This is a genomic window from Raoultella sp. T31, from assembly GCF_002806725.1.
Lineage (GTDB): Bacteria > Pseudomonadota > Gammaproteobacteria > Enterobacterales > Enterobacteriaceae > Klebsiella > Klebsiella electrica.
In genome coordinates this window covers 24,386-43,886 of the sequence record NZ_PIBO01000005.1, presented here as the reverse complement: position 1 = coordinate 43,886, position 19,501 = coordinate 24,386, and the positions used below count along the sequence as shown (strand labels likewise).

The following is a 19,501-nucleotide window of genomic DNA, read 5'->3' as shown; positions in this document are numbered from 1 at the left end:
CGGGATGACAGGTATATAATGCGCCAATGCTTTTTCGCCAGGGAATACTTATGCGCATCATCCACACCTCTGACTGGCATCTTGGCCAGAACTTTTACAGCAAGAGTCGCGCCGCCGAACACTCGGCCTTTCTCGACTGGCTGTTGACCAGCGCGCAGGCGCACGAGGTCGATGCCATTATTGTCGCCGGCGACATCTTTGATACCGGCTCGCCGCCAAGCTACGCCCGCGAGCTGTATAACCGCTTTGTGGTTCAGCTACAGCAGACCGGCTGCCAGCTGGTGGTACTGGCGGGCAACCACGATTCGGTGGCGACGCTGAATGAATCCCGCGATATTCTGGCCTTTCTGAAAACCACGGTGGTAGCCAGCGCCGGCCATGCCCCCTTTATTCTGCCGCAGCGCGACGGCACGCCCGGCGCCATATTTTGCCCGGTCCCCTTCCTGCGCCCGCGTGAACTGGTCACCAGCCAGGCCGGCCACTCCAGCGGCGAAAAGCAGCAGCTGCTGTTAAGCGCCATCAGCGACTATTATCAGCAGCAGTATGAAGCGGCCTGCGCCCTGCGCGGCGATCGTCCGCTGCCGATCGTCGCTAGCGGCCACCTGACCACCGTCGGCGCCAGCAAAAGCGATGCGGTGCGCGATATCTACATCGGCACGCTGGAGGCGTTTCCCGCCAGCCATTTCCCGCCCGTTGATTATATTGCCCTCGGCCATATTCACCGGGCGCAGAAAATCGGCGGCAGCGAACATATTCGCTACAGCGGCTCGCCTATCGCCCTCAGCTTTGACGAGACGGGAAAAAGCAAAAGCGTCAATCTGGTGACCTTCAGCGACGGGCATCTGAGCGAGGTCCATCCTCTGACGGTGCCGGTAACGCAGCCGCTGGCGGTGCTGAAAGGCGATTTCGCCAGCATCAGCGAACAGCTCACCCAGTGGCGGGATGCGCCGCAGGAGCCGGTCGTCTGGCTGGACATCGAAATTACCAGTGACGAATATCTCCATGATATTCAGCGCAAAATTCAGGCTCAGACCGAAGATCTGCCGGTGGAAGTGCTGCTGGTTCGCCGTAGCCGCGCCCAACGTGAACGCATCCTGGCGGGAGAGCGGCGGGAAACGCTGAGCGAACTGCGGGTCGAGGAAGTGTTTGAACGCCGTCTGGCGCAGGAAACGCTGGAAGAGGCGCAGCAGCTGCGTCTGAAGCAGTTATTCAACGAAACGCTGCATAGTCTGAATGGTGAGGAGCACCTGTGAAAATTCTGAGTTTGCGCCTGAAAAATATCAACTCGTTAAAAGGCGAATGGAAAATCGACTTCACCGCCGAACCGTTCGCCAGCAACGGGCTGTTTGCCATCACCGGCCCCACCGGCGCCGGGAAAACCACGCTGCTGGACGCTATCTGCCTCGCGCTGTATCACGAAACGCCCCGTCTGAGCAGCGTATCGCAATCGCAAAACGATCTGATGACCCGCGATACCGCCGAGTGCCTGGCGGAAGTGGAATTTGAGGTCAAAGGGACGGCCTATCGCGCCTTCTGGAGCCAGAATCGCGCCCGCAATCAGCCGGAGGGCAACCTGCAGGCCCCGCGCGTTGAGCTGGCCCGCTGCGACGACGGGCAGATCCTCGCCGATAAAGTCAAAGATAAGCTCGAACTTACCGCCTCGCTCACTGGACTGGATTACGGCCGCTTTACCCGCTCAATGCTGCTTTCCCAGGGTCAGTTCGCCGCGTTCCTCAACGCCAAACCGAAAGAACGCGCTGAGCTGCTGGAAGAGCTGACCGGCACCGAAATATACGGCCAGATATCCGCACAGGTGTTTGAAAAACATAAGCTCGCCCGCAACGAACTGGAGAAACTTCAGGCTCAGGCCTCCGGCGTTGTGCTGCTGAGCGATGAGCAGCAGCAGGCCCTACAGCAAAGTTTGCAAGCGCTTACTGATGAAGAACGCCTACAGCTTACGGAGCAAGCCCGCCTGCAGGCGACGCAGCAGTGGCTGCTGCGTCAGCAAGAGCTGAGCGCGGAAGCCTCGCAATCTCAGGTCCGGTTACAGGACGCACAGCAGGCGCTGGAACAGGCCCAGCCGCAGCTTGCCGCGCTGCTCAACGCCCAGCCGGCAGAGCAGCTTCGCCCGCTGTGGACCCGACAGCAGGAGCAAACCGCCGCGCTGGCGCAAACCCACCGCCAGGTGGAGAAAGTAAATACTCGCTTACAGGACAGACTGCGGCTGCGCGCCGGGATACGTCTTGCCGCCAGCCAGCAGATGGCGCGCTTACAGGATGCCCATCACGCCCTCAACCTGTGGCTTAAAGAGCACGATCGCTATCGCCAGTGGGCCAACGCGCTGGCGGGCTGGCGGGCCGCTTTCCAGCAGCAGGCGCGCGATGAACAGCAGCACAACGTCGTACAACAGAGCCTGACGGAAACCATCCGCCAGCTGGCGGAGCTGCCGCCTGCAACGCTGATGCTGGATGCCGACCAGGTCGCCGCCAGCCTGGCACAACATACCGCCGCCCGTCCGCTGCGCCAGCAGCTTTCGACGCTGCATAGCCGCCTGTTGCCGCTTCGCCAGCGCCAGCAGCAGCTGCAAACCACGGAGCAGGCCCGTCGCGAGGAACAGGAAAAGCTGGAAACAACCCTGGCCCAGCGCCGCCTGGCATACAAAGAAAAACATCAGCAATTCAGCGATGTGAAGACTATCTGTGAGCTGGAAGCGCGCATTGTCGGGCTGGAAGAAGAGCGCGCTCGCCTGCAGCCCGGCGCCCCTTGTCCGCTCTGTGGTTCCAGCGAACACCCGGCCGTCGCGCAATACCGGGCGCTGGAGCCCGGCGTGAATCAGGCCCGCCGGGATAGCCTTGAACGTGAAGTCAAACAGCTGGCGGAAGAAGGCGCCCAGCTACGCGGCCAGCTTGAGGCGCTGCTTAAACAACAGGTTAAAGAGAAAGAGGAGCTGGACTCACTCCTCCAGCAGGAGCAAGCGCTCACCTCGCAGTGGCAGACAACCGTCAGCGGACTGCATTGCGACCTGCAGCCGCAGGATGATATTCCCGGCTGGCTGGCGTCCCAGCAAGAGAACGAACAGCAGTTGTACCAGCACCAGCAGCGGCTGGCCTGGCAGGCCCAGCAGCAGGCGGGCGAGCAACAGCTGCGGCAACTCCGACAGGAACAGGAACAGCGTCGCACGCAGCTGGAGGCGGAACTCTCGCCCTTCGCGCTCAGCGTTCCGCAGGCCGATCGGACGGCGGAGTGGCTGGAGCAGCGGGAAGCGGAAACCCGCTTGTGGCAGGAAAAGCAGAACCAATTCGTCGCCCTTCAGGAGCCGTTGCAACAGCTGACGCCGCTGCTGGAAACGCTTCCGGAGACAGCGCCGGAACTCCTGTCGACGGACGAGGTAGCCTCCCCGGCGCCGCTGGCGGGCTGGCGTCAGGTGCATGACGACTGCCTGGCACTGCACAGCCAGTGGCGGACGCTGAGCCAACAGGAAAGCCAGCAGCAGGAAGCGCTGCACGAGACGCACGCTCAGTTCGCTGGCGCACTCTCCCGCAGTCCGTTTGCCGACCAGCAGGCCTTTCTCGCCGCTCTGCTCGATGAAGAGACGCGCCAGCGGCTGGAGCAGCTCAAACAGACGCTGGAAAATGCCTTACAGCAAAATAATGCCCTGGCGCTGCGCGCCCGCGATGCGCTCACCCGGCATCAACAACAGCCGCCGGCCGATGTCGACCTCACCCTCCCGCTGGAACAGGTCCAGGCTCGTCTGCTCCAGCTGGCGCCGCAGCTGCGAGAAAACAGCGCCCGCCAGGGAGAACTCCACCAGCAGCTGAAACACAACGCCGTGAACCAACAACGCCAGCAAACATTGCAGCAGGAGATCGCGCTTGCCGGGCAGCAGCTCGAAGACTGGGCATGGCTTAATGCGCTGATCGGTTCTAAAGAAGGAGATAAGTTCCGTAAATTCGCCCAGGGGCTAACGCTGGATAACCTGGTCTGGCTGGCGAACCATCAGCTGAATCGCCTGCACGGGCGCTATCAACTCCAGCGCAAGGCCAGCGAGGCGCTGGAGCTGGAAGTGGTTGATACCTGGCAGGCGGATGCGGTACGCGATACCCGCACCCTCTCCGGCGGTGAAAGCTTCCTGGTCAGTCTCGCGCTGGCGCTGGCGCTGTCCGATCTGGTGAGCCACAAAACGCGCATTGATTCGCTGTTCCTTGATGAAGGGTTCGGCACGCTCGATAGCGAAACGCTGGATACGGCGCTGGATGCGCTCGACGCTCTCAATGCCAGCGGTAAGGTGATCGGCGTGATAAGCCACGTTGAAGCCATGAAAGAGCGCATTCCGGTGCAGATCAAAGTTAAGAAAATCAACGGGCTTGGCTACAGCCGGCTGGATAAAGCATTCTCCGTGGAGTAAGACCGGAGCCCTCTCCCTGCGGGGAGAGGGCCTGGGCCGCTTAATATGCTACAGCGGCCACAGCCAGGCCGCGCCGCGCACGCCGCTGGAGTCGCCGTGTACGGCTTTTCGAATCGGCGTCTCGCACTCCCCGCCGAATACCCATGATTTCACCAGCTCAGGCACCGTCTGGTAGAGACGTTCGACGTTGCTCATCCCACCGCCGAGGACAATCACATCCGGATCGAGGATGTTGACCACGTGGGCCAACGACTTTGCCAGACGCCTCTCATAACGCTTTAACGCCTGCTCGGCCAGCGGGTCCTGCGCGCCGACTCGCTGCATAATCGCATTGCCCGTTAGCGACTGGCCGCTCAAACGCTGGTAATCGGTGGCAAAACCGGTCCCGGAGATAAAGGTTTCAATACATCCCTGCTTACCGCAATAGCACGGCACTTCGGCGCGATAGCGCAGTTCATCATCATCCATCCACGGTAGCGGGTTGTGACCCCACTCCCCCGCGGTGCCGTTGCCGCCAATATGGGAACGACCCTGTATCGCCACGCCGGCCCCGCATCCGGTGCCGATAATCACCGCAAACACGGTCTGCGCCCCGGCGGCGGCACCGTCTACCGCTTCGGAAACCGCCAGGCAGTTGGCATCATTTGCCAGGCGTACTTCGCGGTTTAAGCGCTGGCTCAGGTCTTTGTCAAACGGCTGACCGTTGAGCCAGGTGGAGTTGGCATTTTTCACGACCCCGGTATAGGTCGAAATCGACCCCGGGATCCCGACGCCAACGCTGCCGCGCTGCCCGGTCGCCTGCTCGGCCATCTCCACCAGCGTGGCGATATTCTCGATCGTTTGCCGATAATCCTCGCGTGGAGTCGGCAAACGGTGGCGAAATAACTGTTCTCCATGGTCACTCAGGGCAATGACTTCCGTTTTCGTGCCGCCCAAATCGATACCAATACGCACTGTAAGCTCCTCTCCCCGATTAACAATGCAAGCATAGCGACAATTCGCTATTATGCCCGCTGGATTTAACGATAACGCCGTGGAAATTATCATGCTGTGGTTCAAAAATTTAATGGTTTACCGTCTCAGCCGCGACATTTCATTGCGTGCCGAGGAGATGGAAAAACAGCTGGCCGGGCTGACATTTACCCCTTGCGGTAGCCAGGATATGGCGAAGACCGGCTGGGTATCGCCAATGGGATCGCACAGCGATGCGCTGACGCATACCGCAAATGGCCAGATCGTTATCTGCGCACGCAAAGAAGAGAAGATCCTGCCGTCACCGGTTATCAAACAGGCGCTGGAAGCCAAGATCCTCAAGCTGGAAGCCGATCAGGGCCGTAAGCTGAAAAAAACCGAGAAAGATTCGCTGAAAGACGAAGTGCTGCATTCTCTGCTGCCCCGTGCTTTTAGCCGCTTCAGCCAGACCATGATGTGGATCGATACCGTCAACGGGCTGATCATGGTGGATTGTGCCAGCGCGAAGAAAGCGGAAGATACGCTGGCGCTGCTGCGTAAAACATTAGGATCGCTGCCGGTCGTTCCGCTGGCGCTGGAAAACCCGATCGAGCTGACGCTCACCGAATGGGTCCGCTCCGGGTCCGTCGCTCAGGGCTTCCAGCTGCTGGATGAAGCTGAACTGAAGGCCATGCTGGAAGATGGCGGCGTCATTCGGGCGAAGAAACAGGATCTGGTCAGCGATGAAATCGCCGTACATATTGAAGCGGGCAAAGTGGTCACTAAGCTGGCCCTCGACTGGCAGCAGCGTATTCAGTTCCTGATGTGCGAAGATGGTTCGATCAAGCGCCTGAAGTTCTGCGACGAACTGCGTGACCAGAATGAAGATATTGACCGGGAAGATTTCGCTCAGCGTTTTGACGCCGACTTTATTCTGATGACCGGCGAACTGGCGGCGTTGATTCAGAATCTGGTAGAAGCTCTGGGTGGCGAAGCGCAGCGCTAATCAGCGCCCGACAAAGCGGGCAAAACGCCTTCCTGCCGCGGCAGGAAGGCGTTGAATCACAGATAGCGGCACAGATAAGAGGTTGGCTCAGCCACCTGCAGATGAAACTCGCTATTGCCTGGTACATTGAATACTTCACCGGCGGCATACACTTTCCACTCGGTCTCCCCCGGCAGCAGCACATTCAGCGCACCGCTCACCACCGTCATCTCTTCCGGCTGCGCGGTACCAAAGGTATATTCCCCTTCTGCCATCACCCCGACGCTCGCGCGACCGATGCTGCTGCTGGTGAAGCCAATAGATTTCACTTTTCCGTCGAAGTATTCATTGCTTTGAAGCATAAACAAGCCCTTATGATCTTTTGTTGAAGCCTCAATATAGGGGGCGCTCCTTGCCCCTGTCACGCAAAATTACGCTATCGGACCATGTTAAACTAATAGTTCTGCAGCCAGCCGGGAAACCAGCACATTTGACAGCAGAACCGGCACATCCAGCGCTTTTTGCAATACGTCGCGATGATGCTGGTGGTAACCCAGGCAGTCCAGCACCAGCACATCGGCGCCCTGCTCCAGCAGCGCCCGTCCGGCGCGTAATAAATCGCTATCGCTGATCGGGTTGGCTAACGCATAGTAAGGCGCGTGTTCTAACGACAGCCATTTTTGCTGCTGCATGGGCAGCACCTCCTCAACGGGAACGATAACCCCGACCTGATGCCCGTCTACAATCGACGCCACCAGCGGCGGAATAATCCGCTGTGGTTCCAGTAAAATAGCCTTGCGCGCCGTGAGGCCGCTGAGCATTTCGGAACTCAAAAACAGAATGACATCATATTCTTGCCTGTCGAGCATCGCGATAATATGCTTTAAATCACGCTCGACCTTCTGGCGCGAAACCTCGACCGGCAGGTTATCATTCAATAACGTCAGCAGGCATTCATCGCCGGAATCAAGGGCATAATCTTCCATAACGTCTTCACGCGTCATTTTGCCTAACAGGCTAATATGAGTGATCTGCTCTTCCCTGATATGTTCGGTTAAAAGCGGCAAAACTTCCGCCACCGGTACCACACCAACGGTTAAAATCGCCATCGTTGTACTCATATCACGTACCTTTTCACTACCACTGCTTCAGCACAGGCTTACTACATACGACATCCGCCCCCCTGTTGACTAAAAATCAACCGTCCAGAAGCGTAGCAGCTTAGCGCCGCCGTTGAATGTAAAGATTAATATAGCCTCAAGCACTGCCTGAAAAATCCGTACGTTAGGGAATCATCAGCAGCGCTGATGAATGAAAAATGTGATGGAGGCCCGGTATTCCTCTGCGCAAAGGGCATTCCGGGCGGGCGAGATTATGATTTATCCGGGTCTTCGTAGCGCTGTTTAGCATCCAGCGCTTCCTGTTCCGTAGGGTGTTCACTGATCAGTGAATCGGCAGTCGGGAAATCGGCGCGCAGCTGGTACCAGGTCTCCCCCTGGCCTGCGGGACCTTTCACAACGGCAACGATACGCGCTTCTCTCGGATAGGGAGGTTGGGTGGGCATAGCTCTTCCTTCTTCGGCCATCAGAGCTATTAAGTATAGGAGCCCCTGCGCCCTTTACCGTCAGTAAAGTCTTAACTCGCAGCGCGGGACAGCGTCCCTTACTCTCTTGCAGCCTCAGCGCACTGCGCTTCTTGCGGCGCGAAGACATTCTGCAACGTCGCCAGAATTTGCCCGACGACGTCATCCGGTGTCGCAGTGGCATCGATAATATGATGCGCGGTGGCGCGATACAGCGCTTCTCGCTGCGCCAGCACTTCGCCGACTTCATCGCGCACCGGTTTGCCGGTCAGCGTCGGACGCTGCTCGGTTTTCGGATACGCTTCAAGACGGTCAATCAGGGCCGCAACCGGCACCTGCAGGTAAATCACCACGCCGTTTTCGCGCATGAACTGGCGGTTACCTTCAGCCAGAATAATACCGCCGCCGGTCGCCACCACCGTTTGCGGCAGCGTGGCCGCTTCCAGCGCCTCTGACTCCAGCTCGCGAAAACGCGCCCAGCCCTCCTGCTCAACAATGGTCGCGACCGTACGCTGCTCACGCTCCTGCAGCGCATGATCGGTATCGGTGAACTGGTAATGACGCGCCCGCGCCAGCGCATGGCCGATTGTCGTTTTACCGCAGCCGCGCGGCCCGATGAGAAAGATTGGCAATGTCATTACCGAAGACCCCCTGGTTCCGCATATCGCGGGAAAATGAATACGAATAGTAAGCAATGGTGCCTGCAAAATCGCCGGCAATAATCGTAAAAAAAACGTTACATTAATATGAAAAATCCACGCCACTACAGATAGCAAAAGGATTTATCGCGTAAACCTATCATTGCATTAAGTGTTATTCCAGATTTACTTATTCAACAAGGTTATTTTTCAGCCGCCGGCTGGCGTAAACGGTAACACATTTATGCATAGCTTTACGCATCAACATATTTACAACATGGTACGTTCAGCCGCACTCTGACGTTAAATGACCAGTATGACAGAGGAAAGTACCATGCAATCTGAAGAACAACGCCTTATTGATGGACTGTTTTCCCGCCTGAAAGAGGCCGGGACGCAGAGCGCTTCGCGCGATGCCAGCGCCGAGGAGCGGATTGCGCAACACATGAAAGAGCAGCCCGCCGCGCCCTATTATATGGCGCAAACGATACTGATCCAGGAAGCCGCCATCAAGCAGCTCAACGATCGTATCCAGGCGCTGGAAAGCCAGGTAACGCAGCTCCAGGCGGCAAAACCGAGCAGCGGTGGGTTCCTCTCCGGCCTGTTTGGCGGCGGTCAGACCCGCGGATCCGACCCCATTCCCGGGGCCGAACAATATGGCCGCCCGCAGGCCAGCGCGCAACCGCAGTATGCGCCGCAAGCGCCGCAGCAGAACTATGCGCCACAGGCGGCGCGCAGCGGCGGCGGCTTTATGGCCGGGGCGCTACAAACGGCGGCAGGCGTGGCAGGCGGCGTGGTGCTGGGCAATATGCTGACCAATATGTTCAGCGGCTCGCATCCGCAGGAGATCGTCAATATTATTGAAGAAAAACCGCAGCCCGACCTCAGTCAGACGCAGGAGTTGTCCGGCGCCGACGATCCGTTCCGTCAGGACGATAATCAGTTCCTCGCGGATAATAACACCTGGAACTCTGACTTCGACGCCGGTATGGGTAACGACGACGATTTCGGCGGCGATGACGACAGCTGGGTTTAACCCTGCTGGCGTTTCGTCTCTGACAGCCACTTCTCCAGCGCGGCGGCAAATTGTTGCCGGTCGCGCTGCGACAAACTATCCGGGCCGCCGGTTTGTACGCCGCTGGCCCGCATCGTTTCCATAAAATCGCGCATCGTCAGACGTTCGCGAATGGTCGCCTCGCTGTAGCGCTCGCCGCGCGGATTTAAGGCTGCGCCGCCCTTGGCCAGCACTTCCGCCGCCAGCGGAATATCGGCGGTAATCACCAGGTCGCCCGGTTGACACAAGCGGACGATTTCGTTATCGGCCACATCAAACCCCTGCGGCACGCGCAGCGTGCGGATCACCCGTGACGGTGGTACCCGCAGCGGCTGGTTGGCAACCAGCGTCAGCGAGGTCTGCGTACGCTCGGCGGCGCGGAATAAAATCTCTTTAATGACGTTCGGACACGCGTCCGCATCAACCCAAATAGCCATTCCGGCTCCTGTCGACGAAAAAGGGAGGCGTCATTGTCACCTGCTTTTGTCCCCCGGGGAAGCGCTGGAGTGATAAGCTAGATAACTCACGACAAAATAAGCAAAGGGGAAAGGTGATGGAGAAGAAAATTGGCTTTATCGGCTGCGGGAATATGGGTAAGGCCATTCTGGGCGGTCTGATCGCCAGCGGACAGGTGCAGCCTGGGCAAATTTGGGTCTACACCCCGTCGCCGGACAAAGTGGCGGCCCTGCACGACCAGTACGGCATTAATGCCGCGCAGAGCGCGCAGGAAGTCGCTCAGATCGCCGATATCATCTTCGGCGCGGTTAAGCCGGGGATCATGATTAAAGTGCTCAGTGAAATCGCCTCCAGCCTGAATAAAGACTCGCTGGTTATCTCAATTGCCGCTGGCGTCACGCTCGATCAGCTGGCGCGGGCGCTGGGCCACGATCGCAAGATCGTCCGCGCGATGCCGAACACCCCGTCGCTGGTTAACGCCGGGATGACCTCTGTGACGCCTAACGCGCTGGTCACCAGCGAAGAGGTCGCCGAAACGCTGACGATTTTCCGCTGCTTCGGCCAGGCTGAAATTATCGCCGAGCCGATGATCCACCCGGTGGTGGGCGTGAGCGGTTCCGCGCCAGCCTATGTCTTCATGTTTATTGAAGCGATGGCGGATGCCGCCGTTCTCGGCGGTATGCCGCGCGCTCAGGCGTACAAATTTGCCGCTCAGGCGGTGATGGGGTCGGCCAAAATGGTGCTCGAAAGCGGAGAACATCCGGGAACGCTGAAAGACAGGGTCTGCTCGCCAGGCGGGACCACCATCGAAGCCGTGCGGGTACTGGAAGAGAAAGGGTTCCGCTCTGCGGTCATCGAGGCCATGGTCAAATGCATGGAAAAATCAGAGAAGCTCAGCCGCTCCTGATCCCCTCCTGTCGAGAACGGGTGAGGAGACTCCTCACCCGTTTTTATCGCGTCAGTTTCGATACCCGCGCCGTTAACCCTGTTTCTTCAGGCAGGCACTCATAAACTTGTTACGATCGTCCCCTTTCAGAGACTGCTGGGTCGCCTGACCGTTGCACTCGCGCATTTTTTGCTGCTGAGGCGTCAGACCCTTACTTTCCGGCGCTGGCGCTTCTTTCTTGAGACACTGACTCATAAACGCTTTACGCTCGTCCCCTTTCAGCGTTTTCGACGAGGCCTCTTTGTTGCAGGTCGCCATTTTTTGCTGCTGGGGCGTTAACGTTTTTTCCGCAGCATTCACCGCCGTCATGAAGATAAGACCAAAAAGCAGGGTCACCAACATTGTTATTTTCATCACACCATCCTTTTGTCAGTCAATCACTGTAAGCCTGGTCACTGGCGGGAAAAAAAACCAGCCGATGGCAATAATTCACCATCGGCAGCGGCTTATTTCAGGCCCAGTGCGGCTTTCATAGTGTAAAACAGATCGGTCTGATCGGTTAAGCCCACAACGTTAGCGGCATGCGGACCATAAGCGGCAATACGCAGCTGCGTGCCGGTATGTTCCATCGACTCCTCTTCCGAGTTGCCGTAGCTGATGACCATCACCGAACCGTCTTTGGTCGTCAGCGCCTGAGTCAGGCCCGGAGCTTTGGAATCAGCCGGAATAATCTGGCTGGCGTGCGCGTGGTCAGCGGTGACCACAACCAGCGTATTCCCCTCTTTTTTGGCAAACTCCAGCGCTTTTTGCACCGCTTCATCAAGGTCGACGGTTTCGCCAATCTGACCGCACGGGTTCGCCGCGTGATCCTGTTTATCGATGGAGGCGCCCTCAACCTGCAGGAAGAATCCTTTCTCGTTGCTGCTCAGAAGACCGATCGCTTTCTCGGTCATCTGCGCCAGCGTCGGCACCGAAGCGTCACGTTTGCTGTTCGGGGTACAGGTTATCGCCGGCTTATCGATATTGCCGTGGTAAGACGCTTTCGGTCCTTCCCAGCGAACCGGCATGTTGCCGTCGGCGAAAAGACCCAGCAGCGGTTTGCCCTGGTTGGCTTCGCTGACAGCGGCCAGCGAGCTGGCATCGGTAACAATCTGGTAGCCGCGGGCAATAGCCTGCTCATGCAGCGTTTTGCCCTGCCATTCACCGGCCGTCGCGGTTTCGGCGAATGTTTTTGCCCCGCCGCCTAAGGTCACATCAGCGCGGGCATTCAGCAACTGCTCGGTAATCGAGCCTTTACCGCCCTTCTCCAGCGCGTTGCCAGGACATTTTTCGCTGGTGACGCTCGGACCGTAGCATTTACGTGAAGTCACATGTGCGACCTGAGCTGCTGGCGTGGCATCCTGCAGTTCTGCCGTAGAGACGTTGCCGGTGGCAAACCCTGCGGCTTTCGCCAGTTCGAGGATGGTCTGATGATCTTTTTCATGAATATCGACCCCCAGCGCGCCGTTATAGCTTTTGACGCCGGTCGTCCAGGCGGTGGCGGACGCGGCGGAATCGGTCACGTAATCCGGTTTGCCGGTTTTTTTATCCAGAGAATAATGCGTGTACTGACCGGTCAGCGGCAGCGCATCAATGCCCTTAAAGAAACCGCCGGCGCCTTCGGCATAATTGCGCGCCGCCGTAATTTCAGAATCGCCCATCCCGTCGCCAATCAGCAGAATAATATTTTTGGCGGGTTTGTTGATTAACGAAGCCTGCAGCAGGGCCGTTTGATCGCCGGTTAAACGACGCGCGCCGCCGGGCGTCGTGATATCGCCCTGAGCGGCACGATTTTCCAGAAGCGGGGCAGTCGTGGTTTCAGCATGAATAACCGGGGAGCCCAGCAGAGGTAACAGGGCAATAAAGAGGGCGTTGAATTTCACTTTTGTCGTCTCCATGTAAAAAATACTTAAAAAACAAAACGAGGGAGACTTTATAAAAGCGAGATGACAGTAAAATGACAGCATCCATGTCCTGTCAAAAGAACTAACTACGCGGATGCCGCAACAGCTTTTTTATATATTGCTGCAACAGCTGAGCATCGCGATCGTCCACCAGCGGACCGGGGCTTGCCTGCTCAATAGCGTGCTCAATATCGTTAATTAATGCCTGCTGCGCATCCTGCGCCATATGGCGAAGCAGCGCCGTCACGACAACTTCCAGCGCCTCAACCTGCACCGTCAGTTCCTTTGCTTCTTCCTCCTTTTGCGCCAGGTTTACCAGTAGTTCAGCAATGAGATTCTTCACAGCACTGTATCCTTATGCGGGTTCCATTATTTGCTAGTTATGTCATACATTCGCCTTCGGATACCAGTATTATTTTTTAAAAATGATTGTTTGTCTCGCAATATAATAAGCGAAACGTTTTGCTCATTCGACGATCGCCACCAGGAATAAACTCAAGGTGAGAACAATACTTTTCATAACTAAATTCAATAGATAATAATAAAAAAGAATATTGCTATTGCGGTAATAATTATAACGTATCGCCATAATATATCTGATAGGCCAAATTCACGCTATCTGGCGCATCTTTCCCCGCCAGACGGGCAATCAGGATTTCACTCGCCGTTTTACCGATGTCATAACGAGGAGTAATGACGCTGGCGATTTTTTGCAGCCGCGCGCGACCAATTTCCAGCCCGTGGAAGCCAGCAATCGCTATCTCCTGCGGCACCGCAATCCCCTGCGCCTGACACTCCAGCAGCACGCCGACTGCCAGATCGTCATTGGTACAAAAAATCGCGTCAATATCCGGGTGCGATTGCTGCATTTGCAGGAACATCTGACGGCCCAGCGCCACCGAGGAGATGGTACGCGGCGTGATGTGATACGCCTTCAGGCCACAGGCCGCCACCGCCTGTTCAGTCCCACGGAAACGACTCAGATCGCGGGGATCGTCCATCGAACCAAAAAAGGCGATTTTTCGTTTGCCGCTTTCGAGAAACGCATGAGCCATATCCCAGCCGGCTTTCTCGTTATCAAACCCCACCTGGATATCGAGCGGCTGCCCGCCGATGTCCATCAGCTCCGCTACCGGGATGCCGCTGGCGCGGACATACTGGATCATGCGGTCAGTGTGCTGCTTACCGGTGAGAATCAGCCCATCGATATTGTAGGAGAGCAAATTGAGCACTTCGCGCTCTTCACGCTGCGGATCGTAGCCGTAATTGGCGATCAGGGTCTGATACTGGTGGGCGGAAGTGACGGATTCAATGCCGGCGAGCACATCGGCGAATATCTGGTTGCGAAAGGAGGGAATCAGCACGCCGATGGTTTTACTGCGAGCATTGAGCAGGATTTCCGGCGCCCGGTTAGGAATATAGTTGTTCTCTTCCATGACCTTAGCGATCAATTCACGGCTACGCTGCGATACCTGGCCCGGGTCTCGTAAATAACGGCTGACCGTCATTTTATTAAGTCCGGCCAGGTTCGCGATATCCTGTAATGTCATCCGGTTGTTTTTCATCGGGTTCTCTGCGACAAACGACTCATATGCTCGCAGAGAACCTTACCACAGCCGCTTCGATTCTGTTAACCCGCAAGCTTTTTTGTCGTCATCAGCGCAGAAGTTCGATCGTCGTTGGCCCGCACGTTGTACATCAGCACCACCGATGCCAGCAGCGCGATGGCCATAAAGGTGTACGACGCGCCAGGCCCGCCCATGATGCCATTGAGGTAGCCCACCAGCCAGGCGCCAAGGAAAGCACCGAGCGCGCCGAAGCTATTAATTAACCCCATCGACACCCCCGATACGTTGCGCGGCAGCAGCTCCGGGATCAGCGCGAAGAAGGGGCCATATGGCGCATACATGCAGGCGGCGGCGAGAACCAGCAGCCCGTAGGAGAACCAGAAAGACTGATTGCCGATCATCCAGGAACCGAAGAACGCCACGGCGGCAATCAGCAACAGCGGCCAGATGAACAGTTTACGATTCTGGAATTTATCCGACAGCCAGGAGACCGTCAGCATCAGACAAATCGCCGCCAGATACGGCACCGCCGCCAGCCAGCCTACCGCCACGATATCCATCTGTGCGGCATTTTTCAGAATCGACGGCATCCACATCATGAAGCCATAAACCCCGATACTCCACAGCGCATGGACGGCGCAAAGCATAATCACATTTCGTGAACGCAGCGCCTCGCCATAGTTACGCACCGGTTTGATATGGCTCTGTTCGCTATCCATCGCCTGTTGCAGAACCTGCTTCTCCTGCGCAGTCAGCCAGGAGACTTCCGACGGTTTATCGCGCACCAGAATCCACCAGCAGATAGCCCATAGCACCGCCGGAATGCCTTCGATAATAAACATTTCCCGCCAGCCCCAGGACTGAATCAGGTAGCCGGAGACAATCGACATCCACAATACCGTCACCGGGTTGCCAAGAATCAGGAAGGTATTAGCACGTGAACGCTCGGTTTTGGTAAACCAGTTGCTGATGTAAATCAGCATCGCCGGCATCACCGCCGCCTCGACTACCCCGAGAGTAAAGCGAATAACCATTAACATCGGAATATTGCTGACAAACCCGGTGGCCGCCGCGCAAAAGCCCCATAATACCAGGCTGAAGAAAATCATTTTTCGCACGCTGCGTTTTACGGCGTACATCGCACCGGGAACCTGAAAAAAGAAATACCCCAGGAAGAACAGAGCGCCAATAAGCGATGATGTCCCTTTAGTTATTCCTAAATCACTTTCAATACCGGCAGCGGCGGCAAAACCATAATTCGCACGATCGAGATACGCCAGACTATAGGTAATAAAAATCACCGGCATTAAATACCACCAGCGACGCGCTGGTAATTTCGCGAGCATTTGCATATGCCATCCTCAGATAAAGTGCATAATCAAACGGGGGTCATTATTTTATCTATTCGTCAGCTTTCTGGCGGCCGGACCCGGCCGCTAAAAGGCGACGCACGGCTCAAACAGCGGCGAGCATCCCGCCATCAACAAACAACAGATGTCCATTGACAAAATTGGCCGCCGGGGAGGCCAGATAGACCGCGGCGCCAATTAATTCTTCCGGTTTTCCCCAGCGCGCGGCCGGGGTCCTTTGATAAAGCCAGGCAGAAAAATCCCGATCGTTAACTAATGCCGCGGTCATTTCTGTGGCAAAATAACCCGGCGCAATACCATTAACCTGAATATTATATTCTGCCAGCTCCACACACATGCCACGCGTCAGCATTTTGACCGCCCCTTTCGACGCGGCATACGGTGTAATCGTCTTACGACCTAATTCACTCTGCATTGAACAAATATTAATTATTTTCCCCGAGCGGCGCGTCATCATATATTTAGCCACCTGCTGTGATACAAGGAAAACTCCTTTCTGGTTAACCTCAATCACCTGGTCCCACTCTTCTTCTGGAAACTCGGTGAAGGGATAACGACGCTGGATCCCGGCGTTGTTAATCAAAATATCAATCGCCCCAATCTGCGCCTCAATCCGCGCAATGGCCTGTTCAACCTCAACGCTGCGGGTGACATCAAAAGCCACGCCCGTCGCACGATAGCCCTGCGCACGCAGCGCCTGCGCCGCGTCATCTGCTTTCTGCTGCGTGCGGTCATTGATAATAATCTCCGCCCCATACGCAGCCAGGCCTTCCGCCAGCAGATAGCCAATCCCCCTGGCCGATCCGGTGATCAGCGCGCGTTTGCCGGATAAATCGAATAAATTTTTCATAAAAAACTCTTTCCCATGTACTGTTATGCGTAACTGTATACGCGTAACAGTTGTATTTTAAAGAGGAAAAAGAAGAGAAATGATTAATTTGTGATCAGGGCTACATTTGTAGGAAGCGGAGATCTGAGGGCGGCATTCACGCTCGGGCGTCAATGCCGGGAGAAAGAGGCTAGGCGGCGATACGGCGACTGCGTTGCAGCATCACGGCCAGTTGCCAAAGGTTAATCAGCACGATAACCGCGGTGGCAATAAAGACCCAGCGAAAACCGGCCATTGCCGATACCGACGCGCCAATCAGCGGCCCGACCACATTGCCCAGGTACATAAACGACTGGTTATAACCGAAAATACGTCCGGTCACCTTATCACTGCTGTATTTGAGCAGCAGAGTCTGCACCGCTGGCAGCATTGCGCCGTCGGCAAAGCCCAGCAGGAAACGCAAAATGCCCAGCTGCAGCGGGGTGGTGACGAACGACATGGCGAAGAACATCACCACCGCGCAACACAAGGTGGCCAGCAAGATGCGCGAGGTGCCGATGCGATCGCCAAGTTTGCCTAAACGCGGCGCGGAGATCAGCGCGGAAACCCCGGGCACGGCGGCAATCATCCCGGCGAGAAAGGCGATATTGTTGCTGTCCGGCGCCATCGATTTGATAAACAACGCCAGTATGGGACCGATAGAGCCATTGCACAGTTGAATGACCAGGGTTGTGAAAAACAGGCTAATCACCAGCCCCGGATAAGGCAGCGACGCCAGCACTTCCCTGCCGCTTAAGCGTAAGGCCTTGCCGGTTTGCGGCCTTACGCCCTCTTTAATCAGAAATAGCGTGACGAGAAAACTGACCGTCAGCAAAATCGCGGTGATAAAAAAGACCGCCCGCAGCCCGACATGGTCGGCCAGAAAACCGCCCAGCAGCGGTCCGCCGATAACCCCGCTGATTTGCGCCGTCGAAAGCGTACTGAGCGCCCAGCCGCTGCGTTCCCGTGGCACCTGGGAGGCCACCAGCGCCATCGCGTTGGGAATATAGCCTGAGGTCAACCCCATCACCGCACGCAGGATAAACAGTTGCCAGACGTTAGTGGCGAAGGCCTGAAGCAGAATGGCAATCGCCATGCCCAGGGAGGCGCGCAGCAGCATCAGCTTACGCCCTTTACGATCGGCCAGACTGCCCCACATGGGTGAGACAATAGCCGACACCAGGAAGGTGACGCTGAACGTCAGCCCCGACCACATCGATAGCGCCTCGTGAGACGTCACGCCGAGCTGGGAAACATAAAGCGGCAAAAAAGGCAGAATTTGACTGATCGCCAGGCCGGTGAAAAAACAACCAAACCAGACGGAGATGAGATTGACCTTCCAGGATTCCATAACTACACGTATTCATTAATTTTTTGTGAATTATTACCTAGCTTAGCAATTTCCACTCATCGACGTATTACCAGAGATGCGCTGATGCTGAGTTTAGTGTTTTATCGCTCGATAACACTTTTTGTCGAACATTATCAGGACTAACCGCCTCCCCTCAGCGCGTTCTGCTGACGCGCCGGGCATCGGGGACGGCAATCGAACAGCTTTTAGCCTGCCGTTTTCCGCATTCAACATTCTGGCAGCCATGCGTGCATTGCACATGCTATGTTATGTGTTTTGTTGTCATCAGGATGGAAGTTGAAATGGCTAAGCTGAGGGTTGGGATCGTTTTTGGCGGTAAGTCGGCAGAACATGAAGTGTCGCTGCAGTCGGCGAAAAATATCGTTGAAGCAATTGATAAAACACGCTTTGATGTCGTTCTGCTCGGCATTGATAAACAGGGGCTCTGGCATATCAACGATGCTGGTAACTATCTGTTAAACCCGCAGGATCCTGCCCGTATCGCGCTGCGCCCTTCCGACATCACGCTGGCGCAAATTCCCGGTCGTGACGCGCAGCAGTTGATCAACGCCGACAGCGGCCAACCGCTGGCCGCCATCGACGTGATTTTCCCGATTGTCCACGGTACCCTCGGGGAAGACGGCTCGCTACAGGGCATGCTGCGGATGGCTAATCTGCCCTTCGTCGGTTCCGACGTCCTCGGCTCCGCCGCCTGCATGGACAAAGACGTCACTAAGCGCCTGCTGCGCGATGCCGGACTGGCGATTGCCCCATTCATCACTCTGACCCGCGCCAACCGCCAGCAGTTCAGCTTTACGCAGGTGAAAGACAAGCTTGGCCTGCCGCTGTTTGTCAAACCGGCCAACCAGGGCTCTTCGGTCGGCGTCAGCAAGGTCAACAGCGAAGAGCAGTACCAGCAGGCGGTCGCGCTGGCCTTTGAATTCGACCATAAAGTGGTGGTGGAACAAGGAATTAAAGGACGGGAAATTGAGTGTGCGGTGCTGGGGAACGATCATCCTCAGGCCAGTACCTGCGGCGAAATCGTCCTTAACAGCGAGTTCTACGCCTACGATACCAAGTATATCGACGATCAGGGGGCGAAAGTGGTGGTTCCTGCGGCCATTGCCAGCGATATCAACGATAAAATCCGCGACATTGCCGTTCGGGCCTACCAGACGCTGGGATGCAGCGGCATGGCGCGCGTTGATGTTTTCCTGACGGAAGAAAACGCGGTCATCATCAACGAAATCAATACGCTGCCAGGTTTTACCAACATCAGTATGTATCCGAAGCTGTGGCAGGCCAGCGGCCTGGACTACACCAGCCTGATCAGCCGGCTGATTGAACTGGCGCTGGAGCGCCATGCGGCAGACCGTGCGCTGAAGACATCGATGAACTGATTGTCTTCCCGGGTGACGGCGCGTGGCGCCTTACCCGGGTTATC

19 protein-coding genes are annotated in these 19,501 nt (G+C 56.6%); 6 read left to right on the top strand and 13 right to left on the bottom strand.

From position 1 onward, the window contains the following. Nucleotides 1–50 precede the first annotated feature (50 nt). Together sbcD and sbcC are read left to right on the top strand one after the other, a co-directional pair. Nucleotides 51–1,253 carry an exonuclease subunit SbcD gene (gene sbcD, locus CWM52_RS04975; RefSeq protein WP_100683077.1) on the top strand — a complete coding sequence of 401 codons (1,203 nt, stop codon included), beginning with the start codon at nucleotides 51–53 and terminating at the stop codon, nucleotides 1,251–1,253. Continuing rightward, the gene (sbcC, locus tag CWM52_RS04970) at nucleotides 1,250–4,405 is read left to right on the top strand and encodes an exonuclease subunit SbcC (protein ID WP_100683076.1); all 3,156 of its coding nucleotides are present in this window, start codon (nucleotides 1,250–1,252) and stop codon (nucleotides 4,403–4,405) included. Before sbcD ends, sbcC begins: the two co-directional genes overlap by 4 nt. Before the next feature lie 48 nt (nucleotides 4,406–4,453). On the opposite strand, the gene mak is transcribed toward sbcC, so the two are convergent. Beyond that, nucleotides 4,454–5,359 carry a fructokinase gene (gene mak / locus CWM52_RS04965; protein WP_165785342.1) on the bottom strand — a complete coding sequence of 302 codons (906 nt, stop codon included), beginning with the start codon at nucleotides 5,357–5,359 and terminating at the stop codon, nucleotides 4,454–4,456. 91 nt (nucleotides 5,360–5,450) lie between these two features. On the opposite strand from mak, the gene rdgC reads away from it, so the two are divergent. After that, the gene (gene rdgC / locus CWM52_RS04960; RefSeq protein ID WP_100683074.1) at nucleotides 5,451–6,362 is read left to right on the top strand and encodes a recombination-associated protein RdgC; all 912 of its coding nucleotides are present in this window, start codon (nucleotides 5,451–5,453) and stop codon (nucleotides 6,360–6,362) included. Between the two features lie 56 nt (nucleotides 6,363–6,418). Here rdgC and ppnP read toward each other — a convergent pair whose 3' ends face one another. From ppnP to aroL, 4 genes are all read right to left on the bottom strand, one after another. Beyond that, nucleotides 6,419–6,703, bottom strand: coding sequence for a pyrimidine/purine nucleoside phosphorylase (ppnP, locus tag CWM52_RS04955; RefSeq protein WP_100683073.1), 285 nt, complete (start codon nucleotides 6,701–6,703; stop codon nucleotides 6,419–6,421). Between the two features lie 87 nt (nucleotides 6,704–6,790). Further along, nucleotides 6,791–7,462, bottom strand: a complete 672-nt coding sequence (locus tag CWM52_RS04950; RefSeq protein ID WP_100683072.1) for an AroM family protein — start codon at nucleotides 7,460–7,462, stop codon at nucleotides 6,791–6,793. Between the two features lie 251 nt (nucleotides 7,463–7,713). After that, nucleotides 7,714–7,905, bottom strand: a complete 192-nt coding sequence (locus CWM52_RS04945) for a YaiA family protein (RefSeq protein WP_100683071.1) — start codon at nucleotides 7,903–7,905, stop codon at nucleotides 7,714–7,716. A gap of 98 nt (nucleotides 7,906–8,003) precedes the next feature. Further along, nucleotides 8,004–8,561 (bottom strand): shikimate kinase AroL, encoded by a 558-nt coding sequence (gene aroL / locus CWM52_RS04940; protein ID WP_100683070.1) that lies wholly within the window; start codon nucleotides 8,559–8,561, stop codon nucleotides 8,004–8,006. Nucleotides 8,562–8,895: 334 nt separating this feature from the next. On the opposite strand from aroL, the gene CWM52_RS04935 reads away from it, so the two are divergent. Beyond that, a complete protein-coding gene (locus CWM52_RS04935) occupies nucleotides 8,896–9,597 on the top strand; it encodes a DUF2076 domain-containing protein (protein WP_100683069.1) in 702 nt (233 codons plus the stop codon). Here the strand turns inward: CWM52_RS04935 and CWM52_RS04930 are convergent. Beyond that, complete coding sequence (locus CWM52_RS04930) at nucleotides 9,594–10,052, bottom strand: YaiI/YqxD family protein (RefSeq protein ID WP_100683068.1); 459 nt, start codon at nucleotides 10,050–10,052, stop codon at nucleotides 9,594–9,596. The genes CWM52_RS04935 and CWM52_RS04930 overlap by 4 nt on opposite strands. A 116-nt stretch (nucleotides 10,053–10,168) precedes the next feature. Here CWM52_RS04930 and proC point away from each other — a divergent pair, with 116 nt between their 5' ends. After that, entirely contained in the window at nucleotides 10,169–10,978 is an 810-nt protein-coding gene (gene proC / locus CWM52_RS04925) for a pyrroline-5-carboxylate reductase (RefSeq protein ID WP_100683067.1), read from the top strand. Between the two features lie 72 nt (nucleotides 10,979–11,050). Here the strand turns inward: proC and psiF are convergent, their stop codons facing one another. The 7 genes from psiF to CWM52_RS04890 all read right to left on the bottom strand — a co-directional run bounded on the left by psiF (nucleotide 11,051) and on the right by CWM52_RS04890 (nucleotide 18,057). Further along, entirely contained in the window at nucleotides 11,051–11,371 is a 321-nt protein-coding gene (gene psiF, locus CWM52_RS04920; RefSeq protein WP_100683066.1) for a phosphate starvation-inducible protein PsiF, read from the bottom strand. Between the two features lie 92 nt (nucleotides 11,372–11,463). Continuing rightward, the gene (gene phoA / locus CWM52_RS04915) at nucleotides 11,464–12,894 is read right to left on the bottom strand and encodes an alkaline phosphatase (RefSeq protein ID WP_160702211.1); all 1,431 of its coding nucleotides are present in this window, start codon (nucleotides 12,892–12,894) and stop codon (nucleotides 11,464–11,466) included. A gap of 88 nt (nucleotides 12,895–12,982) precedes the next feature. After that, nucleotides 12,983–13,243: an anti-adapter protein IraP gene (gene iraP, locus CWM52_RS04910; protein ID WP_004858488.1), complete on the bottom strand. Its 261-nt coding sequence runs from the start codon at nucleotides 13,241–13,243 to the stop codon at nucleotides 12,983–12,985. Nucleotides 13,244–13,472: 229 nt separating this feature from the next. After that, a complete protein-coding gene (gene idnR / locus CWM52_RS04905; RefSeq protein WP_032689294.1) occupies nucleotides 13,473–14,465 on the bottom strand; it encodes a DNA-binding transcriptional regulator IdnR in 993 nt (330 codons plus the stop codon). Nucleotides 14,466–14,530: 65 nt separating this feature from the next. Beyond that, nucleotides 14,531–15,820, bottom strand: a complete 1,290-nt coding sequence (locus CWM52_RS04900; RefSeq protein ID WP_100683064.1) for an MFS transporter — start codon at nucleotides 15,818–15,820, stop codon at nucleotides 14,531–14,533. Between the two features lie 103 nt (nucleotides 15,821–15,923). Further along, nucleotides 15,924–16,688 (bottom strand): gluconate 5-dehydrogenase, encoded by a 765-nt coding sequence (gene idnO / locus CWM52_RS04895; RefSeq protein WP_100683063.1) that lies wholly within the window; start codon nucleotides 16,686–16,688, stop codon nucleotides 15,924–15,926. A gap of 169 nt (nucleotides 16,689–16,857) precedes the next feature. Beyond that, nucleotides 16,858–18,057 carry a multidrug efflux MFS transporter gene (locus tag CWM52_RS04890; RefSeq protein ID WP_100683062.1) on the bottom strand — a complete coding sequence of 400 codons (1,200 nt, stop codon included), beginning with the start codon at nucleotides 18,055–18,057 and terminating at the stop codon, nucleotides 16,858–16,860. A gap of 302 nt (nucleotides 18,058–18,359) precedes the next feature. On the opposite strand from CWM52_RS04890, the gene ddlA reads away from it, so the two are divergent. Continuing rightward, nucleotides 18,360–19,457 carry a D-alanine--D-alanine ligase gene (ddlA, locus tag CWM52_RS04885; RefSeq protein ID WP_100683061.1) on the top strand — a complete coding sequence of 366 codons (1,098 nt, stop codon included), beginning with the start codon at nucleotides 18,360–18,362 and terminating at the stop codon, nucleotides 19,455–19,457. Nucleotides 19,458–19,501 lie beyond the last annotated feature (44 nt).